At 72.5% G+C, this 24,894-nt stretch carries 26 protein-coding genes; 17 read left to right on the top strand and 9 right to left on the bottom strand.

Annotated elements, in window-relative coordinates; translation table 11 throughout:
- Window positions 1-112: 112 nt before the first annotated feature.
- Window positions 113-1,750, top strand: a complete 1,638-nt coding sequence (locus ABD832_RS37045; protein ID WP_344905706.1) for an FAD-dependent oxidoreductase — start codon at window positions 113-115, stop codon at window positions 1,748-1,750.
- Between the two features lie 94 nt (window positions 1,751-1,844).
- Here the strand turns inward: ABD832_RS37045 and ABD832_RS37040 are convergent, their stop codons facing one another.
- The gene (locus ABD832_RS37040; RefSeq protein WP_344905822.1) at window positions 1,845-2,495 is read right to left on the bottom strand and encodes a formylglycine-generating enzyme family protein; all 651 of its coding nucleotides are present in this window, start codon (window positions 2,493-2,495) and stop codon (window positions 1,845-1,847) included.
- A gap of 309 nt (window positions 2,496-2,804) precedes the next feature.
- On the opposite strand from ABD832_RS37040, the gene ABD832_RS37035 reads away from it, so the two are divergent.
- The 3 genes from ABD832_RS37035 (at window position 2,805) to ABD832_RS37025 (ending at window position 3,922) form a co-directional block, all read left to right on the top strand.
- Entirely contained in the window at window positions 2,805-3,041 is a 237-nt protein-coding gene (locus ABD832_RS37035; protein ID WP_344905703.1) for a hypervirulence associated TUDOR domain-containing protein, read from the top strand.
- Window positions 3,031-3,363 (top strand): DUF3140 domain-containing protein, encoded by a 333-nt coding sequence (locus tag ABD832_RS37030; RefSeq protein WP_344905700.1) that lies wholly within the window; start codon window positions 3,031-3,033, stop codon window positions 3,361-3,363. The genes ABD832_RS37035 and ABD832_RS37030 overlap by 11 nt, the downstream gene beginning before the upstream one ends.
- 304 nt (window positions 3,364-3,667) lie before the next feature.
- The gene (locus ABD832_RS37025; RefSeq protein WP_344905696.1) at window positions 3,668-3,922 is read left to right on the top strand and encodes a hypothetical protein; all 255 of its coding nucleotides are present in this window, start codon (window positions 3,668-3,670) and stop codon (window positions 3,920-3,922) included.
- A gap of 243 nt (window positions 3,923-4,165) precedes the next feature.
- Here ABD832_RS37025 and ABD832_RS37020 read toward each other — a convergent pair whose 3' ends face one another.
- The gene (locus ABD832_RS37020) at window positions 4,166-5,128 is read right to left on the bottom strand and encodes a threo-3-hydroxy-L-aspartate ammonia-lyase (RefSeq protein WP_344905693.1); all 963 of its coding nucleotides are present in this window, start codon (window positions 5,126-5,128) and stop codon (window positions 4,166-4,168) included.
- A 206-nt stretch (window positions 5,129-5,334) separates the two neighbouring features.
- Between ABD832_RS37020 and ABD832_RS37015 the strand changes: the two genes are divergently transcribed.
- Together ABD832_RS37015 and ABD832_RS37010 are read left to right on the top strand one after the other, a co-directional pair.
- Window positions 5,335-5,637, top strand: coding sequence for an ArsR/SmtB family transcription factor (locus ABD832_RS37015; protein WP_344905686.1), 303 nt, complete (start codon window positions 5,335-5,337; stop codon window positions 5,635-5,637).
- Window positions 5,627-6,157 (top strand): YbaK/EbsC family protein, encoded by a 531-nt coding sequence (locus ABD832_RS37010; protein WP_344905684.1) that lies wholly within the window; start codon window positions 5,627-5,629, stop codon window positions 6,155-6,157. Before ABD832_RS37015 ends, ABD832_RS37010 begins: the two co-directional genes overlap by 11 nt.
- Window positions 6,158-6,192: 35 nt before the next feature.
- On the opposite strand, the gene ABD832_RS37005 is transcribed toward ABD832_RS37010, so the two are convergent.
- Window positions 6,193-7,131 carry a GlxA family transcriptional regulator gene (locus ABD832_RS37005; protein WP_344905680.1) on the bottom strand — a complete coding sequence of 313 codons (939 nt, stop codon included), beginning with the start codon at window positions 7,129-7,131 and terminating at the stop codon, window positions 6,193-6,195.
- Between the two features lie 86 nt (window positions 7,132-7,217).
- Between ABD832_RS37005 and ABD832_RS37000 the strand changes: the two genes are divergently transcribed.
- Together ABD832_RS37000 and ABD832_RS36995 are read left to right on the top strand one after the other, a co-directional pair.
- The gene (locus ABD832_RS37000) at window positions 7,218-8,441 is read left to right on the top strand and encodes an MFS transporter (RefSeq protein ID WP_344905677.1); all 1,224 of its coding nucleotides are present in this window, start codon (window positions 7,218-7,220) and stop codon (window positions 8,439-8,441) included.
- A 162-nt stretch (window positions 8,442-8,603) separates the two neighbouring features.
- Window positions 8,604-9,059 carry a cold shock domain-containing protein gene (locus ABD832_RS36995; RefSeq protein ID WP_344905674.1) on the top strand — a complete coding sequence of 152 codons (456 nt, stop codon included), beginning with the start codon at window positions 8,604-8,606 and terminating at the stop codon, window positions 9,057-9,059.
- A gap of 92 nt (window positions 9,060-9,151) precedes the next feature.
- Here the strand turns inward: ABD832_RS36995 and ABD832_RS36990 are convergent, their stop codons facing one another.
- Both ABD832_RS36990 and ABD832_RS36985 read right to left on the bottom strand, forming a co-directional pair.
- Window positions 9,152-10,492, bottom strand: a complete 1,341-nt coding sequence (locus tag ABD832_RS36990) for a glycoside hydrolase family 16 protein (protein ID WP_344905671.1) — start codon at window positions 10,490-10,492, stop codon at window positions 9,152-9,154.
- 318 nt (window positions 10,493-10,810) lie between these two features.
- On the bottom strand, window positions 10,811-12,184 hold the full coding sequence (locus ABD832_RS36985) for a S1 family peptidase (RefSeq protein ID WP_344905669.1): 1,374 nt from the start codon (window positions 12,182-12,184) through the stop codon (window positions 10,811-10,813).
- 270 nt (window positions 12,185-12,454) lie between these two features.
- Here ABD832_RS36985 and ABD832_RS36980 point away from each other — a divergent pair, with 270 nt between their 5' ends.
- The 3 genes from ABD832_RS36980 (at window position 12,455) to ABD832_RS36970 (ending at window position 18,327) form a co-directional block, all read left to right on the top strand.
- Window positions 12,455-12,988, top strand: a complete 534-nt coding sequence (locus tag ABD832_RS36980; RefSeq protein ID WP_344905666.1) for an NUDIX hydrolase — start codon at window positions 12,455-12,457, stop codon at window positions 12,986-12,988.
- 257 nt (window positions 12,989-13,245) lie between these two features.
- Window positions 13,246-13,752, top strand: a complete 507-nt coding sequence (locus ABD832_RS36975; RefSeq protein WP_344905664.1) for a lytic polysaccharide monooxygenase auxiliary activity family 9 protein — start codon at window positions 13,246-13,248, stop codon at window positions 13,750-13,752.
- A gap of 429 nt (window positions 13,753-14,181) precedes the next feature.
- Window positions 14,182-18,327 carry an NB-ARC domain-containing protein gene (locus tag ABD832_RS36970; protein ID WP_344905661.1) on the top strand — a complete coding sequence of 1,382 codons (4,146 nt, stop codon included), beginning with the start codon at window positions 14,182-14,184 and terminating at the stop codon, window positions 18,325-18,327.
- A gap of 119 nt (window positions 18,328-18,446) precedes the next feature.
- Here the strand turns inward: ABD832_RS36970 and ABD832_RS36965 are convergent, their stop codons facing one another.
- Window positions 18,447-18,845, bottom strand: coding sequence for a hypothetical protein (locus ABD832_RS36965; protein WP_344905657.1), 399 nt, complete (start codon window positions 18,843-18,845; stop codon window positions 18,447-18,449).
- Window positions 18,846-19,496: 651 nt separating this feature from the next.
- Between ABD832_RS36965 and ABD832_RS36960 the strand changes: the two genes are divergently transcribed.
- The 3 genes from ABD832_RS36960 (at window position 19,497) to ABD832_RS36950 (ending at window position 20,857) form a co-directional block, all read left to right on the top strand.
- Window positions 19,497-19,667 (top strand): hypothetical protein, encoded by a 171-nt coding sequence (locus ABD832_RS36960; protein WP_344905654.1) that lies wholly within the window; start codon window positions 19,497-19,499, stop codon window positions 19,665-19,667.
- The gene (locus ABD832_RS36955) at window positions 19,645-20,310 is read left to right on the top strand and encodes a hypothetical protein (protein ID WP_344905650.1); all 666 of its coding nucleotides are present in this window, start codon (window positions 19,645-19,647) and stop codon (window positions 20,308-20,310) included. Before ABD832_RS36960 ends, ABD832_RS36955 begins: the two co-directional genes overlap by 23 nt.
- Window positions 20,311-20,602: 292 nt before the next feature.
- Entirely contained in the window at window positions 20,603-20,857 is a 255-nt protein-coding gene (locus ABD832_RS36950; RefSeq protein ID WP_344905647.1) for a hypothetical protein, read from the top strand.
- A 27-nt stretch (window positions 20,858-20,884) separates the two neighbouring features.
- Here the strand turns inward: ABD832_RS36950 and ABD832_RS36945 are convergent, their stop codons facing one another.
- On the bottom strand, window positions 20,885-21,763 hold the full coding sequence (locus ABD832_RS36945) for a polysaccharide deacetylase family protein (RefSeq protein ID WP_344905644.1): 879 nt from the start codon (window positions 21,761-21,763) through the stop codon (window positions 20,885-20,887).
- A 61-nt stretch (window positions 21,764-21,824) separates the two neighbouring features.
- Between ABD832_RS36945 and ABD832_RS36940 the strand changes: the two genes are divergently transcribed.
- The 3 genes from ABD832_RS36940 to ABD832_RS36930 all read left to right on the top strand — a co-directional run bounded on the left by ABD832_RS36940 (window position 21,825) and on the right by ABD832_RS36930 (window position 23,304).
- Window positions 21,825-22,232, top strand: a complete 408-nt coding sequence (locus ABD832_RS36940; protein WP_344905639.1) for a MerR family transcriptional regulator — start codon at window positions 21,825-21,827, stop codon at window positions 22,230-22,232.
- Between the two features lie 111 nt (window positions 22,233-22,343).
- Complete coding sequence (locus tag ABD832_RS36935; RefSeq protein WP_344905635.1) at window positions 22,344-22,892, top strand: TetR/AcrR family transcriptional regulator; 549 nt, start codon at window positions 22,344-22,346, stop codon at window positions 22,890-22,892.
- Window positions 22,876-23,304 carry a DUF5360 family protein gene (locus tag ABD832_RS36930; RefSeq protein WP_344905632.1) on the top strand — a complete coding sequence of 143 codons (429 nt, stop codon included), beginning with the start codon at window positions 22,876-22,878 and terminating at the stop codon, window positions 23,302-23,304. The genes ABD832_RS36935 and ABD832_RS36930 overlap by 17 nt, the downstream gene beginning before the upstream one ends.
- 78 nt (window positions 23,305-23,382) lie before the next feature.
- On the opposite strand, the gene ABD832_RS36925 is transcribed toward ABD832_RS36930, so the two are convergent.
- Together ABD832_RS36925 and ABD832_RS36920 are read right to left on the bottom strand one after the other, a co-directional pair.
- On the bottom strand, window positions 23,383-24,321 hold the full coding sequence (locus tag ABD832_RS36925) for a cytochrome c oxidase assembly protein (RefSeq protein ID WP_344905629.1): 939 nt from the start codon (window positions 24,319-24,321) through the stop codon (window positions 23,383-23,385).
- A complete protein-coding gene (locus ABD832_RS36920) occupies window positions 24,318-24,893 on the bottom strand; it encodes a DUF2243 domain-containing protein (protein ID WP_344905626.1) in 576 nt (191 codons plus the stop codon). Before ABD832_RS36920 ends, ABD832_RS36925 begins: the two co-directional genes overlap by 4 nt.
- Between the last annotated feature and the right edge of the window lies 1 nt (window position 24,894).

Below are 24,894 nucleotides of genomic sequence, written 5' to 3'. Positions count from 1 at the left end.
GCTGTTGACGTGACCTGCGTCCTTCGCCCAGACTACGACAACCGGACAGCTTTGTCCGGTTGGGTGGAGGATCACCTTCCGAGCCGCCCCCGGCAGACCGGAGGAAACCGCGATGACCGATATCGATCAGTGGGACAACCTCGTCGACGTGCTCGTGGCGGGCTCTGGCGCGGCCGGTCTGTCCGCGGCCGTCGCGGCGGCCGACAGCGGTCTGGACGTCCTGGTGGTGGAGAGCACCCCACTGTGGGGCGGCACCACCGCCGTCTCCGGGGGCGGGCTCTGGATGCCCGCCAACCCGCTCATGCTCCGCGACGGCGTCCGGGACTCCGCCGAGGAGGCCCTGCGGTACATGGACGACGTCATCGCAGACGCCGGACCGGCCTCCTCCCCCGAGCGCAGGACGGCCTTCGTGCGGACCGTCCCCGAGGTCACGGCCTTCCTCGGCCGCAAGGGCGTCAGGTGGCGCAGGTCCCCCGACTACCCCGACTACTACCCGGACCGGCCGGGCGGCAAGGTGGGACGCTCGATCGAGGCCGCGTCGTTCGACACCCGGCTGCTCGGCGAGTGGTACGCCGTCTCACGCGCCAAGGAGAGCGGCATCCCGCTCCCGCTGATGACCGACGACGTGTGGCTGCTGTCCCGTGCCTGGTCCACCCCCTCCGGCTTCGTCCGCGGCGCGCGCTTCGTCCTCCGCTCGCTCGGCGCGTACGCCGGTGGCAGGCGGCCGGTCGGCATCGGCGGCGCGCTCGCCTCCTCGCTCATGCACATCGTCCGCGGCCGGCAGACCCCCGTCTGGCTGTCGGCGCCGATCGTCGACCTCGTCGTGGAGGACGGCGCCGTGGTGGGCGCGGTGGTCGAGCGGGACGGGCGGCGGCGCAGGATCCGTGCCCGGCGCGGCGTCGTCCTGGCCGGTGGAGGCTTCGCGAACAACACCGAGTGGCGCCGGAAGTACCACGGCGTCCCCGGGTACTCCTCCGCCCCCGAAGGCGACCTGGGCACCGCCATCGAGGTGGGCGTCCGCGCGGGCGGCACGCTGGCGCTGATGGACGACGCCTGGTGGGGCGCCTCCCTGGTCGGGCCCGACGGCAAGAGCAGCTTCCTGGTCTCGGAACGCTCCTTCCCCTTCTCCCTCATCGTGGACGCGAACGGCGAACGCTTCACCAACGAGTCGGCCTCCTACATCGACGTCGGCCACGCCATGCTCGAACACGGCGTGCCCGGGCCGATGTGGCTGATCAGCGACGTCAGGCACGCGCGCCGCTACCTGAACACCGCTCTCCTCGGCCACCGGAAGGAGTGGGTACGGGCGGGCCTCCTCGTCGAGGCCCCCTCCCTGCACGCCCTGGCCACGGAGATCGGCCTCGATCCGGAGCGGCTGGACGCGACCGTCGGGCGGTTCAACGGTTTCGCCCGCTCGGGCGTCGACGAGGACTTCGGTCGCGGACGTACCGTCTACGACAACTACTACGGTGACCCGCGGGTCAGGCCCAACCCCAACCTCGGCCCGCTGGAGAAGGGGCCCTTCCGCGCCGTCCGCGTCCACCCGGGCGACCTGGGAACCAAGGGCGGCCTGCTCACCGACGAGCACGCCCGCGTCCTGCGCGAGGACGGCTCGGAGATCCCGGGCCTGTACGCCGCGGGCAACACCACCGCCTCGGTCATGGGCCGCACCTATCCCGGCCCCGGGTCGACGATCGCCCCGGCCGTCGTCTTCGGCTACCGCGCCGCACGGCACGCCGCGTCCCGCTGAACCGGAACCGGAAGCGGGAGCGGCGCGCCGCGTCCCGGTGACCGGGGAGGCGTCGCTGCCGGAACGCTCACGGTCACCGGGCGGGCCCGGACGCTCACGACGATCGGGCGAGGCGGAACCCGAGGTCGTCGATGCGCAGGGTCGGGTGGCTCTTGCGGCGGCAGGAGGCCCGGCATCCCCGGGGCGGGTCGTACGCGCTCCCGCCGCGGAAGACCCGGTAAGGGCCGTAGACGCCGGGATCGTAGAGGTCCCAGCACCACTCCCACACGTTGCCGATCATGTCGTACAGGCCCCACGCGTTGGGCGCCCTGGTCGCGACGTCGTGCAGCCGGTCGCCGGAGTTGCCCCGGTACCAGGCGATCTCGTCCAGCTCTCCGTAGCGGACGCCGGAGCTCCCGGCCCGGCAGGCGTACTCCCACTCGGCCTCGGTCGGGAGACGGTACCCGCCGGCCGCCTCGTCGCGGACCACGTCCCGCCCGTCGGGGTCGTCACCCGTCGTGTAGCACGGGTCGAGACCGGTGGCCCGTGAGAGCAGGTTGCAGAACAGGACGGCGTCCTTCCAGGACACCTCGGTCACCGGCGTCCGCGGCCCCGCCGGGCTCGCCGGGGCCTCGCCCGCGACGGCGCGGTACAACTCACGGGTCACGGGACGGGACGCCAGCCGGAAGGCGCCGAGCTCGACCTTCCAGGTCGCCCTGGTGCCCTCGTCGCGCAGGAAGACGTTCCCGGCGGGGATCTCGGCCATGTGCCCGGTGTGCTCGGTGATCGTCTGGTGCAGCGTCGGTTCGTGCCTCATCGCGGGCCTCACCCTATACGTCCGGTGACCGGGGCCTCCCCGCTCGCGCGGGTGAGCGCGGGCCGGCCCCCTGCCGGCCGCCGCACACCGGCGGCCCTCGTGTCCGGCGGCCCTGGTGTCCGGCGGTCCCGCCGGCCCCGTGCCGCCGTCCCACGGCACGGGTGGCCCCGCCGGCGCCGTGATCCCTCAGGTGCGGTTTTTGTCCTTTTTGAGGGTTCGTGGAGGTGGGCGCTGGTCCCGGCCGGGTACGCGGCGTTCATGAGCGACGAACGCGGGCCCGAAGAACCGCAGGTGGGCGACGCCGTCACCTGGCAGAGCCATGGGGTCACCACCTCGGGCCGGGTGGAAGAGAAGATCACGCGACGGACCGAGAAGGCCGGGCGCACCGTCGACGCCTCCGCCGACGATCCCCAGTACCTCGTCCGCAGCGACAAGAGCGGCAGGACCGCCGTGCACAAGCCGTCGGCGCTGCGGAAGAAGGATCATGAAGACTGAGGGCAGGGACCGGATCGCCGCGGATTTCGACCAGGCGGTCAACATGACGGCCGCCGAGCTGGAGGGCTGGCTCGGCACCGACGAGTCCAAGGCGGTCGGTGACAGCTCCGGCGGCGGCGAGTCGACGGGCCACCGTTCCGGCCGCCGGATCATCGAGATCCTGCGCAAGCGCCGGAGCGACCTGGACGACGACGACTACGCCCACATGCGGAAGGTCGTCGGGTACGTCCACCGCCACCTGGCCCAGCGCCCCGGGGGAGACGTCGCCGAGACCCCCTGGCGGCGCTCCCTGATGAACTGGGGGCACGACCCGCTCAAGTGAGGCCGGGCTCCGGCTCGTGTGATCGAGGCGCTCCGGGGGGCCGGAGACACGACCGGCGGATGAGCGGGCGCCCTCGCCGGGAACGCCCGCGGGAGCGCGGGACGACGATCTCCAGAAGGTGGCCCGGGACGGCTTCCCGCGGCATCGTCCCAGCTCAGGAAGGGTGTCGTGGTTTCGGTGAGACCCCCCGGGGTAATGCACATAATGCATTAATTCAGACCCCAGCACCTTCCAGAGAGCAGGGGAGACGAGACACATGAGCAACCCTCAGACAGTCCCGAGCCAGTCGACCGGCCGTCCGAACGTGGCACGTCACGAGGACCACACGACGGAGACGCGACCGGCCTTCAAGACGACCGAGTTCATGGTCTACATCGCCGCGGTGGTCGCGGTCGTCATCACGGCCCTGGTCGTCGGCGACGACGTCCGCCGTGGCCTCGGCGACCCCTTCGGGGCCGAGCAGGCCATCCGGTACATCACCTTCCTGACCATCGGCTACATGGTGGCCCGCGGGCTGGCGAAGGCCGGGAGCTGGGCCCGGCACGACGACCGCCGCTGAGGCGGCCGCCGTACCGGCTCGAAGACCACCGGGCACGTCCGGCACCGTGAACACACCTCGGCGGTTCGGGGAGCCCGGAAAGGGGCCTCGGGGGAGAAGTTCCTCGCGAGGACGTCGCGTGAGTCCCGCACGGGCCGCGCGGCGATCCCGCGAGATCGCCCGAAGGCCGTGACGGCCGTGCGGCGGCGCGGACGGGGGTCACCGCCCCGTGCCGCGCCGCTCACGTGCTCCGGCGCGCCGGTCTCAGGAGGTCAGCAGTGCCGCGTAGCGGTCGAGGTCGACGTTGCCGCCACTGACGATCACTCCCACCCGCCGCCCGCGCAGCCCCTCCGCGCTTCTTCTGACGGCCGCGAACCCCAGGCACCCGGTGGGCTCGACGATGATCTTCATGACGGTCCCGAAGACCCGCATGCTCCCGACCAGCTCGGCGTCGGTGACGGTGAGGACGTCGTTGACCTCACGACGGATGATCTCGAACGGGTGGGCGCCGAGGTGCTGGGTCTGCGCACCGTCCGCGATGGTCCTCGGGGTGTCTATGTGCACGATGGAGCCCTGGATCAGCGACCTCCGGCCGTCGTCGCCCGCCTCGGGCTCGACGCCGTACAGTGCGCAGCCGGGTGAGAGCGCGCGCGTCGATAGCGCGGTGCCCGCCAGCAGCCCGCCCCCGCCCAGCGGGACGAAGAGCGCGTCGAGGTCACCGACCTCCTCGAAGAGCTCCGCGGCGGCGGTGCCCTGACCGGCGATCACGTCCGGGTGGTCGTACGGCGGGATCAGGGTGAGACCGCGCTCGGCGGCCAGCGCGCGGCCGATCTCCTCGCGGTCCTCGGTGTAGCGGTCGTAGACGACGACCTGCCCGCCGTAGCCCTTGGTGGCCTGCACCTTCGAGGCCGGCGCGTCGTGCGGCATGATGATCGTGGCCGGGATGTCCAGCAGCCGGGCCGACAGGGCGATCGCCTGGGCGTGGTTGCCCGAGGAGTAGGTCACCACGCCCGCGCGGCGCTGGTCCGGGGTGAACCGGGACAGGGCGTTGAACGCCCCGCGGAACTTGAAGGCGCCCATGCGCTGGAAGTTCTCGCACTTGAACACGACGTCGGCGCCGAGCTCCTCGTTGATCCGCCGCGAGCGCAGCACCGGGGTGCGATGGGCGTACGGCGCGATGCGGGCGGCGGCACCCCGCACGTCCTGGTACGTCGTTGACCGGAGCATCGATCCGCCTTTCCTGGTTCTCCTCGGAGGAAATCGTATGTTCCCGGGATCGATGCGACGCCCCTGCCCTCCGTACCGCCGTCCGGCGCTCCCCCGCAGGACAGGGCGTGGATCCCCTGCGCGCCGGCGACCGGGACGCGGCACGGCCTTCGGGCGCGGGAGCCGGCCGATTCGACAGGCGATTAGCTAATTGCCATAATGCCGTAGTGATCGACGTGGATCTGGTCAAGGCGCTGGCCAGCGACAGGCGGCTGCTGATCCTGGAGTGGCTGCGCGACCCCGAGCGGCACTTCCCGCCGCAACGCGACGGCGATCTGGTCCGTGACGGGGTCTGCTCGCTGTTCATCGCCGAGAAGCTGGGAGTGAGCCAGCCGACCTGTGGTGAGCACCTGAAGGTGCTGGGCCGGGCGGGGCTGATCCGCGGCACGAAGATCAAGCAGTGGGTGTTCTACCGGCGTGACGAGGACCGTATCGCGGAGGCCAAGGAGTTGTTGAGCGGTGACTGGTGATGTGCGGGGCGGTGCCGCGCCGGCCGTGGCGGCGGGCCTCGATCCCTACGAACGCCTGATCGCGGACCTGGAGGCCGGTGGCGCGCGCTACCGGCTGATCGACCATCCGCCAGAAGGACGTACCGACCTGGTCAGCGCTCTGCGCGGGCACGACGTCGCGCAGGCCGCGAAATGCCTGATCGTCATGGTCAAGGTCGGTAAGAGGCAGACCCGGCACGTGCTGGCCGTGGTGCCCGGCGACGCCCGCCTGGACCTTCAGGCGATCAAGGTCCTGCTGGGCGGGACCTACGTGGCCTTCGCGGCCAGGGACAGGGCCGAGGAGCTGGCCGGCAGTGTGAGCGGCACCGTGCTGCCGTTCTCCTACGACCCCCGGCTGGAGCTCGTCGCCGACCCGGCGCTGCTCGCGTCGCCGGAGTTGTTCTTCAACGCCGCCCGGCTGGACCGCTCGATCGCGCTGGCCACCGACGACTACGTGCGCCTGGCCGCCCCCCGGATGGAGTCCGTCACCGCCGCACCCTGACCGCTCCTGGCCGGATCCGGCCGGGAGCGTCCGCGTCAGCGGAACGAGCGCCGGTAGGCGGCGGGCGTGGTGTTCAGCGCGTTGTGGAAGCGGCGGCGCAGGTTCACCGCCGAGGACAGCCCGACGCGCTGGGCGATCGTCTCGACGGGCAGGTCGGTCTCCTCCAGCAGGGCGCGGGTGCTGGCGATGCGGCGGTCGAGCAGCCAGCGTCCCGGGGAGACGCCGAGCTGGTCGGTGAAGTGACGGCTGAGGGTGCGGCGGGAGAGACCGGAGCGGGCCGCCATGTCCTCGACCGTCAGCGGCCGGTCCAGGTTGGCGGTGATCCAGTCGAGCAGCGGGGCGAGCGAGTCGGGGACCGGGCCGGTGGTCGGCAGCCCGGGGTACTGGCGCTGGCCGCCCTCCCGGTGCGGCGCGGCCGACAGCTGCCGGCCGATCCGCATCGCCAGGGCCGCGCCGTGGTCGCGCCGCACCTGGTTCAGGCACAGGTCGACGGTCGTGGCCGAGGCGCCGGCCGTCGCCACGTCACCGTGGTCCACGTACAGCACGGACGCGTCCGGCCGGATCCGGGGGTAGCGGACGGCGAGCTCGTCGGCCAGCTCCCAGTGGGTGGCGGCGGCGCGGCCGTCCAGGAGGCCGAGGCTCGCCGGGACGTATACGCCCGAGCAGATGGCCATGATCCGCATGCCGCGGGCATGGGCCGCCAGGACGGCCGCGCCGAGCTCGGGGGAGACCTCCGGGCCCGCGCACCAGCCGGAGACGAGCAGGGTGTCGGCCTCGGCCAGGGCCTCCAGCCCGCGCTCGACGATCACGTCGACGCCCATGGTCGTCCGTACGGGCCCCGGACGCTCGGCGCAGAGCGAGAACGTGTAGTGCTCGGGGATGTCCGGGCCGTGGTAGCCGAAGACGGCGGAGGCGCTGGTCACCGGGTACATCTCCTGGACCGGGCCGACCAGGGTGACGACGCGGTGTCTCATGGCACGAATGTACCTAATGATGTCATTGTGGACGCCTGTGGTCGGCTTCCGGGATGTCCAGGATGGGAGCTCATGGAGCTCAGGACATGACCGCGCTCGTCGGTCGCGAACCGTCCCTCGCCGTGCCGGACAGGCTCTGGACCAGGGACTTCACGCTGTATTTCGGTGCCCGCGTGGTGTCGCTGCTCGGTGACGCGATGATGCCCGTCGCGACGGCGCTGGCCGTCGGCGCGATCTACGGGGTGGCCGGCGTCGGCTACGTGCTGGCCGTCTGGACCGCCCCGTTCGTGATCTTCGTGTTGTTCGGCGGGGTGTTCGCCGACCGGGTGGGCGCCCGGACCATGATGGTCGGCGCGGACGTCGTCCGGATCTTCACCCAGACCGCGGTGGCCGTCGCCTTCTTCACCGGCGTCCCGCCGCTGTGGCTGCTGATGTCCGCCTCGTTCCTGTCCGGGGTGGCCGCCGCGATGTTCCAGCCCGGCGTCAACGGCATGGTCCCCCTCGTCGCCAGGGACCCGCAGCGCGCCAACGGCACCCTGAAGATCGCCGACGCGGCCACCCAGCTCGGCGGGCCCGTCCTCGCCGGCCTGCTGATGGCGCTGACCGGCGCGGGCGCCGTGTACGCCGTGGACGCGGGGACCTTCCTGCTCAGCGGCCTGTGCCTGGTCTTCATCCGGCTCGCACCGGCCGCCGGGGCCGCGGAGCGCTCGACGGTCCTGCGCGACCTGCGCCGGGGCTGGACGGAGTTCCGCTCCCGGAGCTGGATGTGGTCGGTGATCCTCATCTGGGTGTTCTTCGGCATCCTGGTCTTCGGCCCCTACATCCCGCTGAGCTCGAGCCTGATCGGCGACCGTCTCGGCGAGGCCGCCTACGGCTGGGTGATGGCCGGTCTCGGCGCGGGCACGGTCGTCGGCGGGCTGATCGCGATCCGGTTCCGGCCCTCGCGGCCGCTCGCCGCGGGCGGGGCGGCCATGGCCGGGTTCGCGTTCATCCCGCTGTCGGTGACGCTGGAGCTGCCGTTGCCGCTGCTCATGGCGGGCCACCTGGTGGGCGGGATGTCCTGGGCGTTCTGGTCGGTGATGTGGTCGACGAGCGTCCAGACGCAGGTCACCCCCGACGTCCTCAACCGGGTCACCGCCTACGAGGTGGCCGGGTCGGTGGCCGGGGTCGCCGTCGGGCAGGCGCTGGTGGGGCCGGTCTCCGCACTCGTCGACCCCCTGGACCTGCTGCTCGTCTCCACCGGCGTCAGTTTCGCGGTCTGCGCGGCCCTGCTGCTGACGCCACCGATCCGGCGGCTGCGCCGCGTCTGAACCCCGCGGGATCCTCGCGTGATCCCCGCGTGACCGGCGCGCCGGGCGGGTCCGCGGGCTACCATCGGACGGTCCGGCGCGACGGGTGTGCCGGGCCCTCGTCCGGGCGGTTCCGGCGAGGCAGGGTAGAGCGTCGTGATTCTCTGTGCAGGCGGTGTTGTGGTGGCAGTCGGTACGATTCTCCGTTTCGACGAGGTGCGCGGATACGGTTTCATCGCCGCGCTGGGTGGTGGCGAGGACGTGTTCTTCCACGCCAACGACTTCGGTGAGAACAGGCATGTGGTCCAGCCCGGTCTCCGGGTCGAGTACGAGGTCATGGAGGGCGAGCGCGGGCTGAAGGTGTCGACCGTCAGCCTGCTGGACCCGCCCCCGGTCCGGCGGCCGGTCACGGTGGCGCCGATCCCGGGGGCGACGGCGCAGGCGTCGCCCGTCACGGGTGCCTCCGGGCAGGCCGGTGACGACGAGGGCGTGTGCGACGTGCTGTCGGCGAAGTCGTTCAACGGAGCGGTCACCGAGCTGCTCATCGAGCACGCGCCCACGCTGACGGGTGCGCAGATCGGCCAGGTCAGGCAGCGTTTCCTCGCGTTCGCCCGGTCCCACGGCTGGGTCGACGACTGACGTCCCGCGCGACCGGCACGTCCCGGCCGAAAGGCCCGCGGCCCGGACGAGAGCCGGGGCCGCGGGCCACGGGCCGCAGGGGTCCGGAGGGCTCAGGTGCCGAAGGAGAACCAGTTGAGGTTCACGAAGTCGGCCGGTTGCCCGCTGCTGAAGGTGATGTAGACCGTGTGGGTCCCGGTCACCCCGGAGATGTTGGCCGGGACCGTACGCCAGCTCTGCCAGCCTCCCGTGTTGCCGAGCGCGAAGTCACCGATCGGCGGGGCCGTCGGGCTGCCCAGGCGCACCTGCACCAGCCCGCTGACCCCGGCCGCCGCACCGGACGCGACCCGGGCCTTGAACTGCGTGGCGGCCGCGGAGCCGAAGTTCACGCCGTCGAAGCGCAGCCAGTCGCCGTTGCCGATCTGCGCGACGTTCTGCCCGCCGCCGGTGTCGGTCGTGGTCTCCACCGACGTGCCCGACTGCGCCTGGTACCGCTCGGCCTGGATGGTCGAGCGGGCGTCCACCCCGCCCGGAGGGGGAGTGGGCGTCGGGCTCGGGCCGGGGCCGGAGCCGCTCTGCCAGACGGCCACGTAGTCGACGAGCATCGGGCGGCCGGGGACCGTGGCGGCGGTCGGCGTCTGCCCGGCCAGGGCGTTGGGGAAGGCCCCGCCCATGGCCACGTTGAGCAGCAGGAAGTACCCCTGGTGGCCGGTCATGGTGTTCCAGGTGGTGGCGTCGAACTGTGCCTGGCTGACGCTGTGGAACTGCTGGCCGTCGACGTACCAGCGCAACTGGTTCGGGCTGACGCTGCGGTCCCACTCGAAGCGGTAGGTGTGGAACGCCGACTGGCAGGTGGAGCCGGGGCACGGCCTGCTGGCGCCCAGGCCGGTGGTCTCGTTGCAGGGCCCGCCGGGGTTCACGCCGCAGTGCAGCACGCCCCAGACGGAGTTGATGCCGTTGACGTTCTCCATGATGTCGAACTCGCCGATGCCCGGCCAGTTCCAGTAGCTGCCCCGGTACGGCGCGCCCAGCGCCCAGAAGGCGGGCCAGTAGCCCAGCGCGGCGTCACCGGTGACGTTGGGCATCTGGATGCGGCCCTCGATGCGCAGGATGCGCCCGTCGGCCGGCTTGAAGTCCGAACGGCGGGTCTCGATGCGGGCCGACGTCCACTCGTTGCCGTTCTTCAGCGGCGTGATCCGCAGGTTCCCGCCGCCGTCGAGGCTCAGGTTGGCGGGATTGTCGGTGTAGCGCTGGATCTCACCGGTGCCCCAGTTGGCGGGACCGCCGGGGTAGGCGTGACCGAGGTCGACGATCCAGTTGGCGGAGGAGGGCGGCGACCCGGCGCCGCCGTTGAAGTCGTCGCTCCAGACCAGCGACCACCCCGAGGGCGGTGGCGGGACGGAGGCGTGGGCGGCGATGGCGAGCACCGTCGGCACCAGGGCGGCGAGGATCACCGAGATCCACCTGAGAGAGCGCTTTCTTGCTGGGGGGTGACTCATCCGGAACCTCTCACAAGGCCAATGAGGGGGACGGCCGAACGTTCGCTGCAGCGTGCAGACCGTTTGATAATCACTGTTACGCGAAGGTAAAGTCCGGGTCAACACCGTAAGGTGAAAAATCAGAGAGCGCTCTCAGAGATCGGCGGGCCGTCGCCGGGGCATCGCGGGACACCCGGCCGGTGTCGTCGTGGAGCGCCTGGCCGGTGCCTCGTCCGGCGTCCCGCCCGGTGTCTCGTCAGGCGTCCGTCCGTCCGGCGTTCGGCGCCGGGCCGTCTACCGGGCCACCCCGGTGGCGGAGACGGTCAGCAGGGACAGGCCGTAGGACGTGAGGATCTTCTCCACCGGCTGGAAGTAGGTGACGCCTCCGACCTCACAGTCACCCGCACCGCCGGAGGTGACGCCCTGGGCCTGGTCGATCGAGACGAACGGGCCGCCGGAGTCGCCGCGCTCCGCGCAGACGTTGGTGCGGACCAGCCCGAAGATCTTGCCGCTCGGGTACACGGCGCTGGCGTCACGCTGCTGGATGGTGCCGCAGTGCCATCCGGTGGTGGAACCGGACCGGCAGACCGAGGCCCCCTCGATCACGGCGCGGGTGCCGTTCAGTGCGGTGATGGCGCCGGTCGTCGCGTCGGTCACGGCACGGATCGCGCTGTCGGCCTCGGCGGCGTGCCCGGAGAGTGCGGTGGGCGTGGGAAGTGCGGTGGGTGCGGGAAGTGCCGCGGGCGGGGTGGGGGGAGTGTCCGCGACGGGTGTGGCGGGCGGGGGACCGCCGGATCCGACGGTGCCGTCTCCCACCACCCCCTTGGGAGTCCAGTCGTCGTTCACCGCCACCCAGGCGTAGTCGCCGACCGGGAAGGTCGACTCCTTGAAGACGCCCTGGGAGGTCCGGTTGAAGCCGGTGGTGCGGTCGCCCTTCCTGCCGCAGTGGCCGGAGGTGACGAACCCCTTCTCGGTGCCCTTGGCCACGGAGAAACCGACCGAGCACCGCCCCTTGGGCACGAGATGGTAGGCGTCGCCGCCCCGCAGGTCGTACAGGGGGCGGGGGGTCTCCGCCGAGGCCACCACCCTCACCTCGGCCGTGTCCACCCCGATGCCCTTGATGACGTTCTCGGTCATGGCGGCACGCCCGGACAGGACGACCACCTTGTTGCTCCGCACGTCGACATAGCGCACCCGGCCCCCGGCCGAGCGGGCCGGCAGGGTCTGGTCGAGTCTCCGCTTCACCGCCTGCAACCGTGTCAGCGGTGTGGCGACGACCTCGGCCTGGGCGCCCGCGGCGATGATCAGGGGGATGTCGGCGGCGTTGGTGGTGGCCACCACCAGTTTCCGGGCGGTGACCCCGATGAACCAGGAACCGCCGAAACGGTCACCGAGGCTCTTGCGCAACCGCTCCTCCACCGGTGCCAGCCGGACCTCGTTGGACAGCCGGGTCCGCACCTGTTCCGCGCTCAGCCGCAGGTCGCGCTGGAGCGCCTCGAACATGGTCGGCGGTGACTTCCCGGGCGGGACCGAGGGCGACGCGCCCGGGGAAGGCGCAGGGGGCGGGGCATCCGTCGCCCGGGGCGGGGCGGCGGCCGGTACGGCCGTCGCGATCAGCGTGACGATCGCCAGTACGTATCCCGTGGTGACGGTACGGCTGCGGGACATGTGCTCTCCTCGACCTCGGCTCTCATGCGGGAGGGGGGAGATCGGTCCGTGTCGCCGGTCGCTCACGCGGACGGACGGCACCACCTTAATTCAGCCGCCCCCGGTCACGGCCTCAACGATGAGGCGCCACGCGGACGGCGCCGTCACCCGGCCCGCTCTCCGCGCCGTCCCAGGGAGAGGTGGCGGCCCCGTTCCCGCGGCCCACGGCCCGCGGACCGCCCGGCTGTAGCGTGGTGCCGAGATCAGGCAACCACGCTGGGAGTACGCCGCATGCGCTGGCAGGTCAACTCCGAAGAATCCCTCTACACCGACCAGTGGCTCGACCTCCGGATGGCGGACGTGGAGCTTCCCGACGGCAGCCACCTGGACCACCGCTTGATCCGTATCGCGGCAGGGGCCGGCGCCGTCGTCACCGACGACCGGCAGCGGGTGCTGATGATCTGGAGGCATCGCTTCATCACCGACTCGTGGGGCTGGGAGATCCCCATCGGCAAGGTCGACGCCGGTGAGGAGCCGATGGCGGCCGCCGCGCGGGAGGTCGAGGAGGAGACGGGCTGGCGGCCCGGACCGCTGCGTCCCCTGCTGAGCGTCCAGCCGAGCAACGGCATCTCCGACTCGGTCCACCACATCTTCCGTGCCGACCACGCCGTTCACATCGGAGCCCCGACCGACCCCTGGGAGGCCGAGCGCGTCGAGTGGGTCCCCCTGGCCGACGTCCGCGGGCTGATCGGCAAGGGCGACCTGGTGAGCGGGACCTGCGTGGCCGCGCTGCTCTACGTCCTCACCGAGCCGCGGCGCCCCTGAGCCACGGGCCGGGACGGAGCGCATGCGGGACGGGACGCGTGCGGTACGGGGCGCGTGCGGGACGCACGGCCCCGGGTGGTGCGCGGAAGGGCCGGACCGGCGTGACCGGAGCCGGACGGCCCGTTCCCGGCGGCCCGTGAGCCCCGTGTTCGCCGGGACAGCGTCCTGACAGATCCCTCGACCTTTCCTGACCGGATCGTTTACCGTTAGGAAACTTTCTTTTATATTGGAGGCACCCCCCAGCGAAGGAGCAGGACATGCGGAGAACGCTCACCTTCCTCGCGACAGCGATCATCGCCATCGCCTCCACCGTGGTCATCGCCTCACCGGCGAACGCGCACGGTTACATCTCGTCCCCGCCGAGCCGGCAGGCCATGTGCGCGCAGGGCCGCGTGGCCAACTGCGGGGACATCATCTACGAGCCGCAGAGCGTGGAGGGACCCAAGGGCCTGCGGAGCTGCCACGGTGGCGTCGGCCGGTTCTCCCAGCTCAGCGACGAGAGCAAGGGCTGGCCGGCCACGAGCGTGGGCAACTCGGTCACCTTCAACTGGGTGCTCACCGCCCGCCATGCCACCAGCACGTGGGAGTACTACGTCGGCAACACCCGGATCGCGGTCTTCAACGACGGAGGCAGGCAGCCGGGCGCGACGGTCTCGCACAACGTGAACCTGGGCGGCAGGACCGGCCGCCTGAAGGTGCTCGCGGTCTGGAACATCGCCGACACCGCCAACGCCTTCTACTCCTGCGTGGACCTGCAGCGCTGACGACGGCGCTGACCCGGGGCCGGACCACCGGCCGGTGCGCGACCCGAACGGGCCCCGCCACGACGTCCGTCGTGGCGGGGCCCTCGCGCGTGACCTCCCGCCGTGACCTTGCGCGCCCGGGACCCGCGCGAGGCCCGTCGTGTCCCGTTCCGGTACGCGACACTCCCGGAATGGGAATCGGAATGGCCGGCAGATGACATCGGACATAGCCGATCAAAGCACGGGACGTCGCATTATGCGCGGGCGACAATGGTAAGGACCTCGGCGATTCAGCTCAAAGAAGGAGGGGAACAGATATCGTGCGACCGGGGTTCCCGATACCCGTCGGGGCAGGAGTCGGCAGTGTCGAGGTGATCCATGGCTCGTCGCATAAAGAAAACAGCCGATATGGTCACGGCACTTCTGATTGTCTCCGGAATACTGGTCGGAATGCCGGCCGGAATGGTCACCGAACATCTGCCCGACGTGGTCGGTGAGCACAGGATCGCCTGGGTCGCCCTCTCCGGGCTGACCGCCTCCTCCGTCGCCCTGCTGACCTGGGTGACCCCGAGGCTGAGGGGCACCCGGGCCCGCGGCAGGCTCTTCCGGGTGCCGGACAGGCAGCCGGGATGGGTCCGCAGGACCGAGCTGGGCGACGTGGTCTCCGCCCTGACCATGCGGACCTCGGGAACCATCGGCCTGACCACGGGGCTGGCCGGTACGGGCGGGTTCGGCAAGACGTCCCTGGCGGTGGAGGTCTGTCACGACGACGAGACGACGGGACGGTTCACCGGCGGCGTCTTCTGGGTGACCGTGGGCCGCGAGCGTACCGGCGCGGACGTCGCGCGGCTCGCCGACGACGTCACCGAGGCCGCGACCGGCGTCCGGCCGGAGCCCCGCGGCCCCGAGCAGGCCGGTCACCGGATGGCCGAGGCCCTGGCGGAGCGCGGACGCGCGCTGCTGGTGGTCGACGACGTGTGGAGCCCCCAGCAGCTCAGGCCCTTCCTGGCGGCGGCCTCCAGGTCGCGGGTGCTGGTGACCACCCGCCTGCCCCGGGCCCTGCCGCCCGACGGGATCGCGATGATCGTCGACGAGATGGCGCCGCGGGTGGCCGTACGGCTGCTGAGCCGGGGGCTGCCGCCGATGAGTCCCGGCGTGGTCAACGTCCTGATGGCCATGACCGGACGCTGGCCGCTGCTGATGGCACTGGTCAACGCGCGCCTGCGCGACGAGCACCGGGCCGGGACGAACATCGAGGTCGCCGCCAGGCGGGCGGTCGAGCGGCTCGGCCGGATCGGGCCCGCGGACCTGGACGTCACCGTCCCCCGCCAGCGGGAGGCCGCGGTGCGCGCGGCCGTCGAGTACGGGCTCGACGCCCTCGGCGCGGCCGACCGTGCCCGCTTCCTGGAGCTCGGCGTCTTCCCCGAGGACGCCGACGTACCGGCCGACCTCGTCGGGCTTCTGTGGCGCCGCACCGGCGGGCTCACCCCCGAGCGGTCCCAGGCCCTCTGCGCGAGGCTGCGGGAGCTGTCCCTCATCGGCGGGCGCCCCGCGGACCCGGCCGTGTCACCGTCGTCCTCGCCGTCGCCGCAGGTGTCGCAGGTGTCGCCGGTGACATCGACGGCGTCGGTGACATCGATGGCGTCGGTGACATCGATGGCGTCGGTCACGCTGCACGACGTCGTCCGCTCCTGCGTACGGTCGGAGGACGGGCTGGGAAGGGACCGCCTGGCGGCCGCCCAGCGGGCCTTCCTCGACGAGGCCCGGACCCTGATCCCCGGTGACGACCCGGAGGCGGAGGCCGAGTGGTGGAGGCTGCCCCCGGACGCGGCCTACCTCTGGAACAACCTGCTGCCCCATCTCGGCGAGGGGAGAAGGACCCAGGAGCTGGAGGCGCTCCTGCACGACGTGCGCTGGCTCGTCGCCCGGATCCGCGGTTCGGGGATCGCCGCGGCCGAGTCTGACCTGGCGCTGTCGGCCTCCCGCTCCGTCGCCGGGGTCCGCGGGCTCATCGCGCGGAGCGCGCACCTGCTCGTCCCCTTCGAGTCCGAGGCCGTCTCCACGGCGAACCTGCTGGCCCGCCTGTACGCGTTCCCGCCGATGCGGGCCTCGGTCGAGCGCTACAGCAGGCAGAACGACGTCCGTTTCCTCAGGCCCCGCTGGCCGTTCCCGGACGACGGCGCCACCTGGCTGTTGCAGACCCTCGCCTCCGCGCCGGGACGGCCGGACGACGTGTCGATCACCCCGGACGGGTCGCGGTTCGTGGTCCACGTCCGCGACGGGGGCGTGCAGGTCTGGAAGGCCGACGGCACCACCCGTACCCGGCTGGCGACCCACCGCGGTCCGGTCCGCGAGGTCGCCACGGCCGCGGACGGCTCCTGGCTGGTGACCCGTTCCGGGCGCGGGAGGGTGCAGATCTGGGAGATCGGGGGCACGGAGCGGGCCGTACTGCAGACCGGTGTCCGCAGGATCGCCGGGATGGCGGCCTCCCCGGACGGTTCCTGGCTGGCGACCCTCTCGGCGAGCGGGCGGATCCGTCTGTGGAACCCGGACGGGACCGGGCGCGCCACGCTGAGGAACGGGTTCGGCCGGTTCACCGGGATGGTGGCCTCGCCCGACGGTTCCTGGCTGGCGGCCCTGTCCGCGTCGGGAGAGGTCGGCCTGTGGACTCCCGCGGGTACGAGGCGCGCGGTCCTGCGCAGCCCGGTCAGGGTGCGTGCCAGGCCGCGCCCCCTGCGCCAGGCCCTGCTGATGCGCGGCGGGAAAGGCGGGAGCACCCGCAACACCGGGAGCGCCGGGAGCGCCGGGAGCGGGGACGAGGAGACGGTGACCGGCCGCGTCAGGCCGGTGCGCAAGGTCACCGGGATGGCGGCCTCCCCGGACGGCTCCTGGCTGGCGACCCTCTCCAGGGACGGCACCGTACGGCTCTGGGGGGCCGACGGCGCCGAGCGGGCCGTCCTGACGGGCCACGCCGGAACGGTGCCCGGAATGCGGATCTCCCCCGACGGCTCCTGGCTGGCCACCTGGTCCGCCACCGGGACCGTACGGTTGTGGGAGTCGGACGGCAGGCCGCGGGCGGTCCTGACCGGGCATGACGGGACGGTGCGTCAGGTGGTGATCGCGCCGGACGGCGGGTGGCTGGTGACGGTGTCGGGGGAGCGGAGCGTACGGCTGTGGGAGTCGGACGGCAGGCCGCGGGCGGTCCTGACCGGGCATGACGGGACGGTGCGTCAGGTGGTGATCGCGCCGGACGGCGGGTGGCTGGTGACGGTGTCGGGGGAGCGGAGCGTACGGCTGTGGGAGTCCGACGGCGCCGAGCGGGCCGCTCTGGCGGGGCATGCCGGGACGGTGCGTCAGGTGGTGATCACACCTGACAGCGGGCGGCTGGCCATCTGCTCCGACGACGGGACGATCCGCGTCTGGCGGTCGGAGGGGCCCGGGTCGCAGGAGCGGGGATCGAGGGTGCCGGGACGGCAGAACCCGGGATCGCAGGACCGCAGGGGAAGGGCCGGGCTGATCCGCCGGGTGACGATCTCCCCCCAGGGGAACTGGATCGCCACGCACTCCGGTGACGGGTCGGTGAAACTCTGGAACGAGGACAGGATGGAGCGGGCGGCCCTCACCGTCCCCGTCGAGGACGGCCGGTACGCCGCGGTCGCGCCGGACACGACGTGGCTGGCCGTCTGGTCCGGTGACCAGGTCGTCCGGATACACGGGGCCGGTGGGCGGCGGCGGGCCGTCCCGACCGGCCACTCGGGCCGCCTGCGGGGGGTGGCCGTCGCCCCCGACAGCACCTGGCTGGCCACCTGGTCGTCCGACCGGACCGTACGGCTGTGGGGCGCCGGCGGCAGCCGGAGAGCGGTGCTGAACGGTCACACCGGGCCGGTGCGCGAGGTGGTGATCGCCCCCGACGGCACCTGGCTGGTCACCTGCTCCGAGGACGGCACCGCGCGCGTGTGGTGGGCCGACGGCGGGCAGCGGGCCGTGCTGGTCGCCGGCGTCAGGGCCACCGCGCACGCCCTGATCTCCCCGGACGGCGCCTGGCTGGCCACCCTGTCCGTCTACGGCCGGATCCAGCTCTGGACACCGGACGGACGCAGGTACGCGACCCTGAAGAGCCGGGTGGAGACCATGGACGAGATCACCATGGCGCCGAACGGCAGATGGTTCGCCATCCTCTCGGCCAACGGCACCGCGGGCCTGTGGGGCGCCGACGGCGCGGCGCGGGCCCCGCTGAGGGGATGCCCCGGTCCGGCGCGCGAGGTGACGATCGCCCCCGACGGCACCTGGCTGGCGGCCTGCTTCGACGACGGCACCGCGCGCGTCTGGTCGGCCGGGGGCGGGGAACGCGCGACGCTGGCGTCCGGTACGGGAAGGATCCGCGCCGTGGCCGTCTCCCCGGACAGCAACCTGCTCGCCACCTGCTCCGACGACGGTGTCATCCGGATGTGGGACCGCTACGGCGACCCCTGTCCCGCGGCGGCCCGGGTGGACGCGGGCCTGAACTGCCTCGCCTGGTTCCCCGACGGCTCCGGCGTGGCCGCCGGTGGCGACCAGGGCCTGTACGGGTTCGACCTCTACCCGCCGCCGGACTGAACCGCCGGACCGAACCGCCGATCCGGCACGCGCGAAGCCTTCCGGCGCGACCGTCAGCGCGACCGCCGGTGCGACCGCCGTCGTGACCGGCGGTCGCGGACGGGAGACCCCGGCCGGCGTCAGAAGCCGGTCGAGTAACCGCTGGAGTACCCGCTCGGGTATCCGCCCGGGTAGCGACTCGGGTACCGGGTCGGGTAGCGGTCCGGGTACTGGTCCCGGCCGTAGCAGAACCGGGCGTAGCCGGCGTCGTAGCCGTTCAGCCAGCCCCGGTCGTAGTCGCTCGGCGGCCCGAAGGACCTTCTCGAGCTCCTTCTCGAGCAGTCCTGCCCGGCGGCACGGTAACCGTCCCGGTAGCCCCGCCAGTAGTCCATGGGGTCGTGCGCCGTCGTGCTCTGCGGGGCGCTCGCCGCCTGCACGGGAGCCGGCGCGGCCGAGGCCTGTGAGACCGGGGCCGGGGTCAGGGCGAGGGCGGCGAGAAGTGCGGGACCGAGCAGCAGCGACTGTCGCTTGCCGTACATGTTTCCTCCTTCGGTCGGACCGTGAGCACGGATCGCTCACGGTCGTAACTGAGAGTCACGATATAAGGCGAGTCATATTGAACAAGGGATTTAAGCGCTTATCTCCCCGGCTTTGGTGTAAGACTGAACGAGGGCTTCTTTGTTCATTCTCTACGCTTTCCCGGGTTTTCCTATCACGCTCATCGTTATTCTTGATATAAGGTGTCATTCTGCATAAGTCGTAAATACGATTAATTATCCAAAGGGAATCGGTCGTATTCCGTGCCGGCGGCCGGCCGGGCGGAACGGGCGAGGGTGTCCCGGCGACCGTGGTGCCCGGGGCGGGTGACCTCCGGGTATCGCGTTCGTAGATCTTGATCCGTTCGGTCTCGTGTCCGGGTCCGGCCGGTTCATCGTGTCCACGTGACCCGCTCGCCTCACTTACGATCTCGCCGCGTCCCGGAATGCGTGACCACCCGCGTCCCGGAACGCGTGACCACCCGCGTCCGCCGGACGGGCTCCGCGGAACGGCCACCGGCCTCCCACGAGCCTGCCCGGCCGGGGCGTCGCCCGTACGGGACGAGGAACCCGGGGGCGCGACCGTGCGCCCCGATGGCCGCGCGGCCGACCCCGCCGGTGCCCGAGCCGGTGCCCGGACCGACGATCGAGCCGGTGACCCAGCCGACAATCGAGCCGACGATCGAGCCGGTGACCCAGCCGACGATCGGGCCGGTGACCGGGCTGCAGGCCGGGTCGTCGGCCGGGCCGGTGACCGCCGACGACCGGGGCCGGGCCCGCGGTCTCCTCCGGAGGCGAGCCGGTGACGACCCCGCCCCTCGGTAGGTACGAGGCCAGGGAGCCCAGGGTGCCGCGGACGATCGGTGCGATCTCCGCCGCGCTGCGCGCCGGCCGGCGGGCGCAGTTCTTCGCCGAGCTGCTGGACGCCCGGCGGGGGCCGGAGCTGGACGGCGTCCTGAGCGTGTGGTGGGGCAGGGCGATGCGCGACACCGACCCCGCGCGCGGCCTTCCGGCCGCCGTCGAGGCGGTCGCCCTTCGGGGCCGGATCGTCCGCGCCCTTCCGGTGCGATCGGCGCGGTCGGCGCGGTCGAGAGGAACGCCGGGATCGGACGGGTCGCCGGTGTCGAACGGGTCGCGGCCACAGGACGGGCCCGCGCAGGCGGTCGACCGGGGAAAGGCACTGATCACGGTCACCGTGGAGGCGTGGCTGGGCGCCTACGCCGAGGAGCTCGTCGAGGCGGGCCGTGCCCCCTCGGTCTCCGCCGTCGTCAGCGAGGCGCTGACCGAGAGGTTCCGGCGGGAGCAGCGCGCCCGCCGCGTCCGGGCCGCGAAGACCGCGGTGATCCCGGTCGTCGCCGTCCGCGATCGGGCCGAGCCGGTCGCGCAGGACGGGACGGGCACCGCCGTCCGCGACCGGACCGGCCCGGCCGGACAGGACGGGACGGCACGGACCGGCGCGGGACGGTGAAAGACGGCTCGGGACGGTGAGAGACGGTGGGGGACAGCCAGGACCGGCGCGGGACGGTGAAGGACGGCGCGGGACGGCGCAGGACGGCGCGGGACTCGCGGGGAACCGGCGAGGGACCGGTCGTCCCAGCGACGGCGTGCCGACCGGCAGCTTGTTGCCGATCGGCACACCGTCCGGCAGCTTGGGGCCGACCCCTCGGGGACGGGCGGGGAACTGCCTATAGTCGTCGGCATCCGCCCCCGGTGCGTCGGTCCCGGGGGTGCCCACCCTGGTCCCGTCCGAGGAGTCGTCCATGCGGTATGTCGTTGTCGCCCTGCTCTCGATCGGCGCGATGCTCGTGAGCGTTCCCGCTCACGCGGCCCCGGCGCGTACGTCCGCCCAGGAGGCCGTCGTCGGCTCGCCCGAGGGGCCGCACTGCCCGGACCAGGCGCCGGAGGGCGCGGAGTTCGTGGAGCACGTCCGGACCCGCGGCATCCCCTACGACCTGTACGTGGTGACCGAGGCGGACGGCTCGAAGCGCCACATCCAGGTGTTCTGCTGGGCCTGACCCCCGCCGAGCCCGCGACGACCCGGCCTACCCGCGCTCCCCGGCGGTGCGCAGGTAGTGCTCGGCGATCTCGTCGCTGGTGGTCAGCCAGACGCCGGGCCGCGTCGCGAGGTACTCCAGCGCCTCGTCCAGGTACCTGGCCCGGAACGCCTGGCCGATCACGAACGGGTGCAGGGCCAGCGCCATCACCCGGCCGCCGTGCTCGGAGTCGGCGTGCAACTGCTCGTACTGGTCCTTGACGATCCGTACGAACTCCGGCCCGGTGGTGCCCTTGCCGAACAGCAGGAGGTCGTTGAGTTCGACCGAGTAGGGCACGCTGAGCATCCCGGGCACGTTCAACGCGTACGGCTGGTCGTCGTTGGTCCAGTCCAGCACGTAGCTCAGGCCGAGCTCGGCGAGCAGCTCCGGGGTGTTGAACGTCTCGGTCAGTCCGGGTCCCATCCAGCCGCGCGGACGCCGTCCGGTGGCGTCGGTGATGGTGTCGACGACGTCGGCGAGGAAGCGGCGCTCCTCGTCGCGGGTCATGCCGGCCTGGAGGATCGAGTTGGTCCGCCCGTGCGCGAGCCAGGCCCAGTCCCGTTCCAGGCCCGCCTTGATGATCTGGGGGTAGTGCTCGGCGGCCGCGGAGTTCAGCAGCGCGCTCGCCCGGACGCCGTGCCGGTCCAGGCTCTCGATCGTGCGCCAGATGCCGACCCGGGGCCCGTAGTCGCGCCAGCCGTGGTTGAGCGCGTCGGGGACCAGGTCCGCCGTGCCGGGCCAGATGCTGGTGGAGGGGCGATCGATGAGGAAGTGCTCGATGTTGAGCCCGATGTAGACGGCGACCCTGGCGCCTCCGGGCCATTCGATCGGCGGGCGTTCGGTGATGGGGCTGTAGGTGAAGAGCTCGTTCTCCGTCGGCTTCGTCATGCCGACACGGTAGAAGTTAACATCGGTGTCAGTTTCAAGTCCGGGACGTGCGGGGGTGGAGATGCGGATCGGTGAGCTCGCGGGGCGTACCGGGGTGAGCGAACGGTCGCTGCGCTACTACGAGCAGCAGGGGCTGCTGGTGGCCGGCCGCACGCCCGGCGGTCACCGCGACTATCCCGAGCAGGCGGTCGACCGGGTCATCCGCATCCAGGAACTGTTCGCCGCGGGCCTGCACAGCAGGAAGATCGCGCGACTGCTGCCGTGCATGCGGGACGCGGACGGCGGCCCGTCCGAGCGCGCCACCCCCCGGCTGGTCGCCGAGCTCGCCGCCGAACGGGACCGCATCGACCGGATGATGACGCAACTGGCGGGCTCCCGTGACGTGCTCGACGACGTGATCAACGCGGCGTCGGAACCCGACCGGCGGGCGGCGGGAGCCGACGGCGCACCGGGAGAGCCCGCGGCCTGAGGCGCGCCCGCGCGACCGCTTGAGGAGCGGTGGCGAGACGCCGCCCGGGCGACGGGACCGCGCCTCCTTCCGCGGATGAAAGTGTACCGGTCGACCGGTATAGTTTCTGTCATGCCACGACCGAGTTCGAAGGAACGGCTGCTCGATGCCGCCGCCGAGGTTCTGCTCTCCGAAGGGGCCGAGTCGCTCACCCTTGAGGCCGTCGCCCAGCGGGCAGGCGTCTCCAAGGGGGGCCTCTTCTACCATTTCCCAACCAAGCAGGCGTTGGTCGCCGCCATGGTCGAGCGGCTGACGAAGGCCTTCGACGACGCGCTGGCCCAGGCGGGCGACGCGCCGGGTGACTTCCTGCGCGCCTACGTCCGGGCCACGATCCCCGAACGCCACACCACCGCCGCTCCCGCCGACCGCGTCACCGCGGCACTTCTGGCGGGCGTGCTGGTCCATCCGGCCGGTCTGGAACCGCTCCGCGAGCGGTTCGCGGCCTGGCAGGTCCGGCTCACCGAGGACGGCGTCGACCCGGCCGCCGCGACGGCCGTACGGCTGGCGGTCGACGGCTGGTGGGCCGTCAGGCTGCTCGGGCTGAGCGAACCCGGGCCGGAACTGCACGAGGGGACCCGCCGCTACCTCATGGAGGCGATCGACCGTGCTGCGCGTCACTAAGGCGTTGATGCTGGTGACCGACCTCGGCTTCGTGGTCTACTTCACCGTCACCGGCATCGGCCTGATCCCGCCGGAGTGGGCGTTCGCCGACTACGCCGACCCGTTGATGGCCGACTGGAACTGGTCCTTCCTCTGGATCGACCTGCCGGCCAGTGTCACCGGTCTGACCAGCCTCTGCCTTTTGCGCCGCGGCTCGCCGAGCGGTCCGCCGCTGATGCTGGTCTCCCTCGTGCTGACGACGGCCTCCGGGCTGATGGCGATCGCGTTCTGGACCCTGCGCGGGGACTTCTCCCTCGCCTGGTGGATACCGAACCTCTACCTCATGCTCTTCCCGCTGCCGGCGATCATCCGTCTCACGGCTCACGCGAGGGAATGGGCACCACGACCCCCGGCCGTCGCGGACGGTGACTGATCCCGGTACGAGCGGCATCGGGCGCGTCGGCGTCCTCTCGCGAAGGCGGCCGGTGACGGGCTCCCGCCCCGGAGGACGTCAGGCCACCGGTGCGGGACCCGCGGCCGTCGCGCGGCGGAGGGCACGGCGGCTGGCGTGGCGCTGGGCGCGGCCGGTGGCGGCGTACCACTGGGCGGCGACGACGGCGGCCAGGAGCAGTTCGACCGCGTCGCCGCCGTAGTACATCAGCTGGGCCCCGGCCCGCAGGTCGGCGGCGGCGAAGGCGGTGCCGGGCGGCGGTACGGCGTACAGGGTCTTGGCCAGCACGGCGTGCGCGGTGCCACCGGCCAGCAGCGCGCCCGCGCGCCAGGGCACGCTCCAGCCCCGGCGCACCGGGTCCAGCCGGCAGACGGCGAAGGCGAACAGCGTCCCGGCCGCCACCACGTGCACGTGCACGGCGACGTGCAGCCACTCGTGGTGGCCGGTGGCCGCCAGCAGCGGCGTGCGGTACAGCAGCCACAACCCGCCCATGTCCAGTACCACCGCCGTCGCGGGGGAGACCAGCAGTCCGATCGGGCGGGAGTGCGCCACGGCCAGCACGGCGCGTCGTGCCCGGCCCGGACGCAGCCCGCGCAGCGCCAGCCTCAGCGGGCGGCCGAGGACCAGCAGCACGGGGGCGAGCATCCCGGCCAGCAGGTGCCGGCCCATGTGCGCGGTGAACGGGCCCGCCGGCATCGGCACGACGAAGGCGGCCGCCAGCAGCGCGGTGCCCGCGACGAAACACGCCTGCCACGTCCACGGCCACGGATGCCCGCGGCGGCGCAGCCGATGCGCGGCCAGCGCGTAGACCACGGCCACCGAGGCCAGCGAGGCCACCGAGGCCGCGAGCAAGGGCGACCACGCCACCCCCGGCCCCCCGGTGTGGTGGTGCCTCGGCGACTCCGGCAGCGGCAGCACCGGCAGCACCGGCAGCACCGGCAGCGCGGGTAGCGCGGGTAGCGCGGGTAGCGCCGCCAGTGCCGTCTGCACCGCCGTCACCGGCCCCCCGCCTCCGACCCTGCCTCCGGCCCCGCACCCGAACCGGAACCCGTACCCGAACCGGAACCCGTGCCGGGGCCGGTGGCCGGTCGCGGGTGCGGGTCGGCGCGGCGGGCACGGAGGGCCAGGACCAGCCCGGCACCCAGCAGCACCAGCGCGGCGCCGTTCCAGACGAGGTCGTAGGGCAGCAGGTCCGGTACGTCGTAGCGGATCTGGTGCACCCGCAGCACCTTGTGGTCGATCAGGCCGTCGAACAGCTGGAAGCCGCCCGCCCCGATCAGCAGCCCGGCCCGTGCGTGCGCCGCCGACAGGGCCCGGCGGCGGCGCAGGTCCGCCCACATCACGAACCCCGCCACCAGCGCCAGCAGCTCGGCGGTGTGCAGCAGCCCGTCCGACAGCAGCCCGATCGCCGGGGTGGAGCGGTCGAAGAAGTGGTGCCACCCCAGCAGCTGGTGGAAGACGATCTCGTCGACCGCGGCCATCACCGCCACCCCGATCAGCGCCGCCGACACCAGCGACCGGCCACGCTCCCTCGACGTCTCCGGTCCGGCCGACGGCCGCGCCTGGCTCATG

It is taken from the genome of Streptosporangium longisporum (genome assembly GCF_039534895.1).
Lineage (GTDB): Bacteria > Actinomycetota > Actinomycetes > Streptosporangiales > Streptosporangiaceae > Streptosporangium > Streptosporangium longisporum.
Note: the sequence above shows the minus strand (reverse complement) of the source record. Positions and strands in the feature narration are given on the sequence as shown.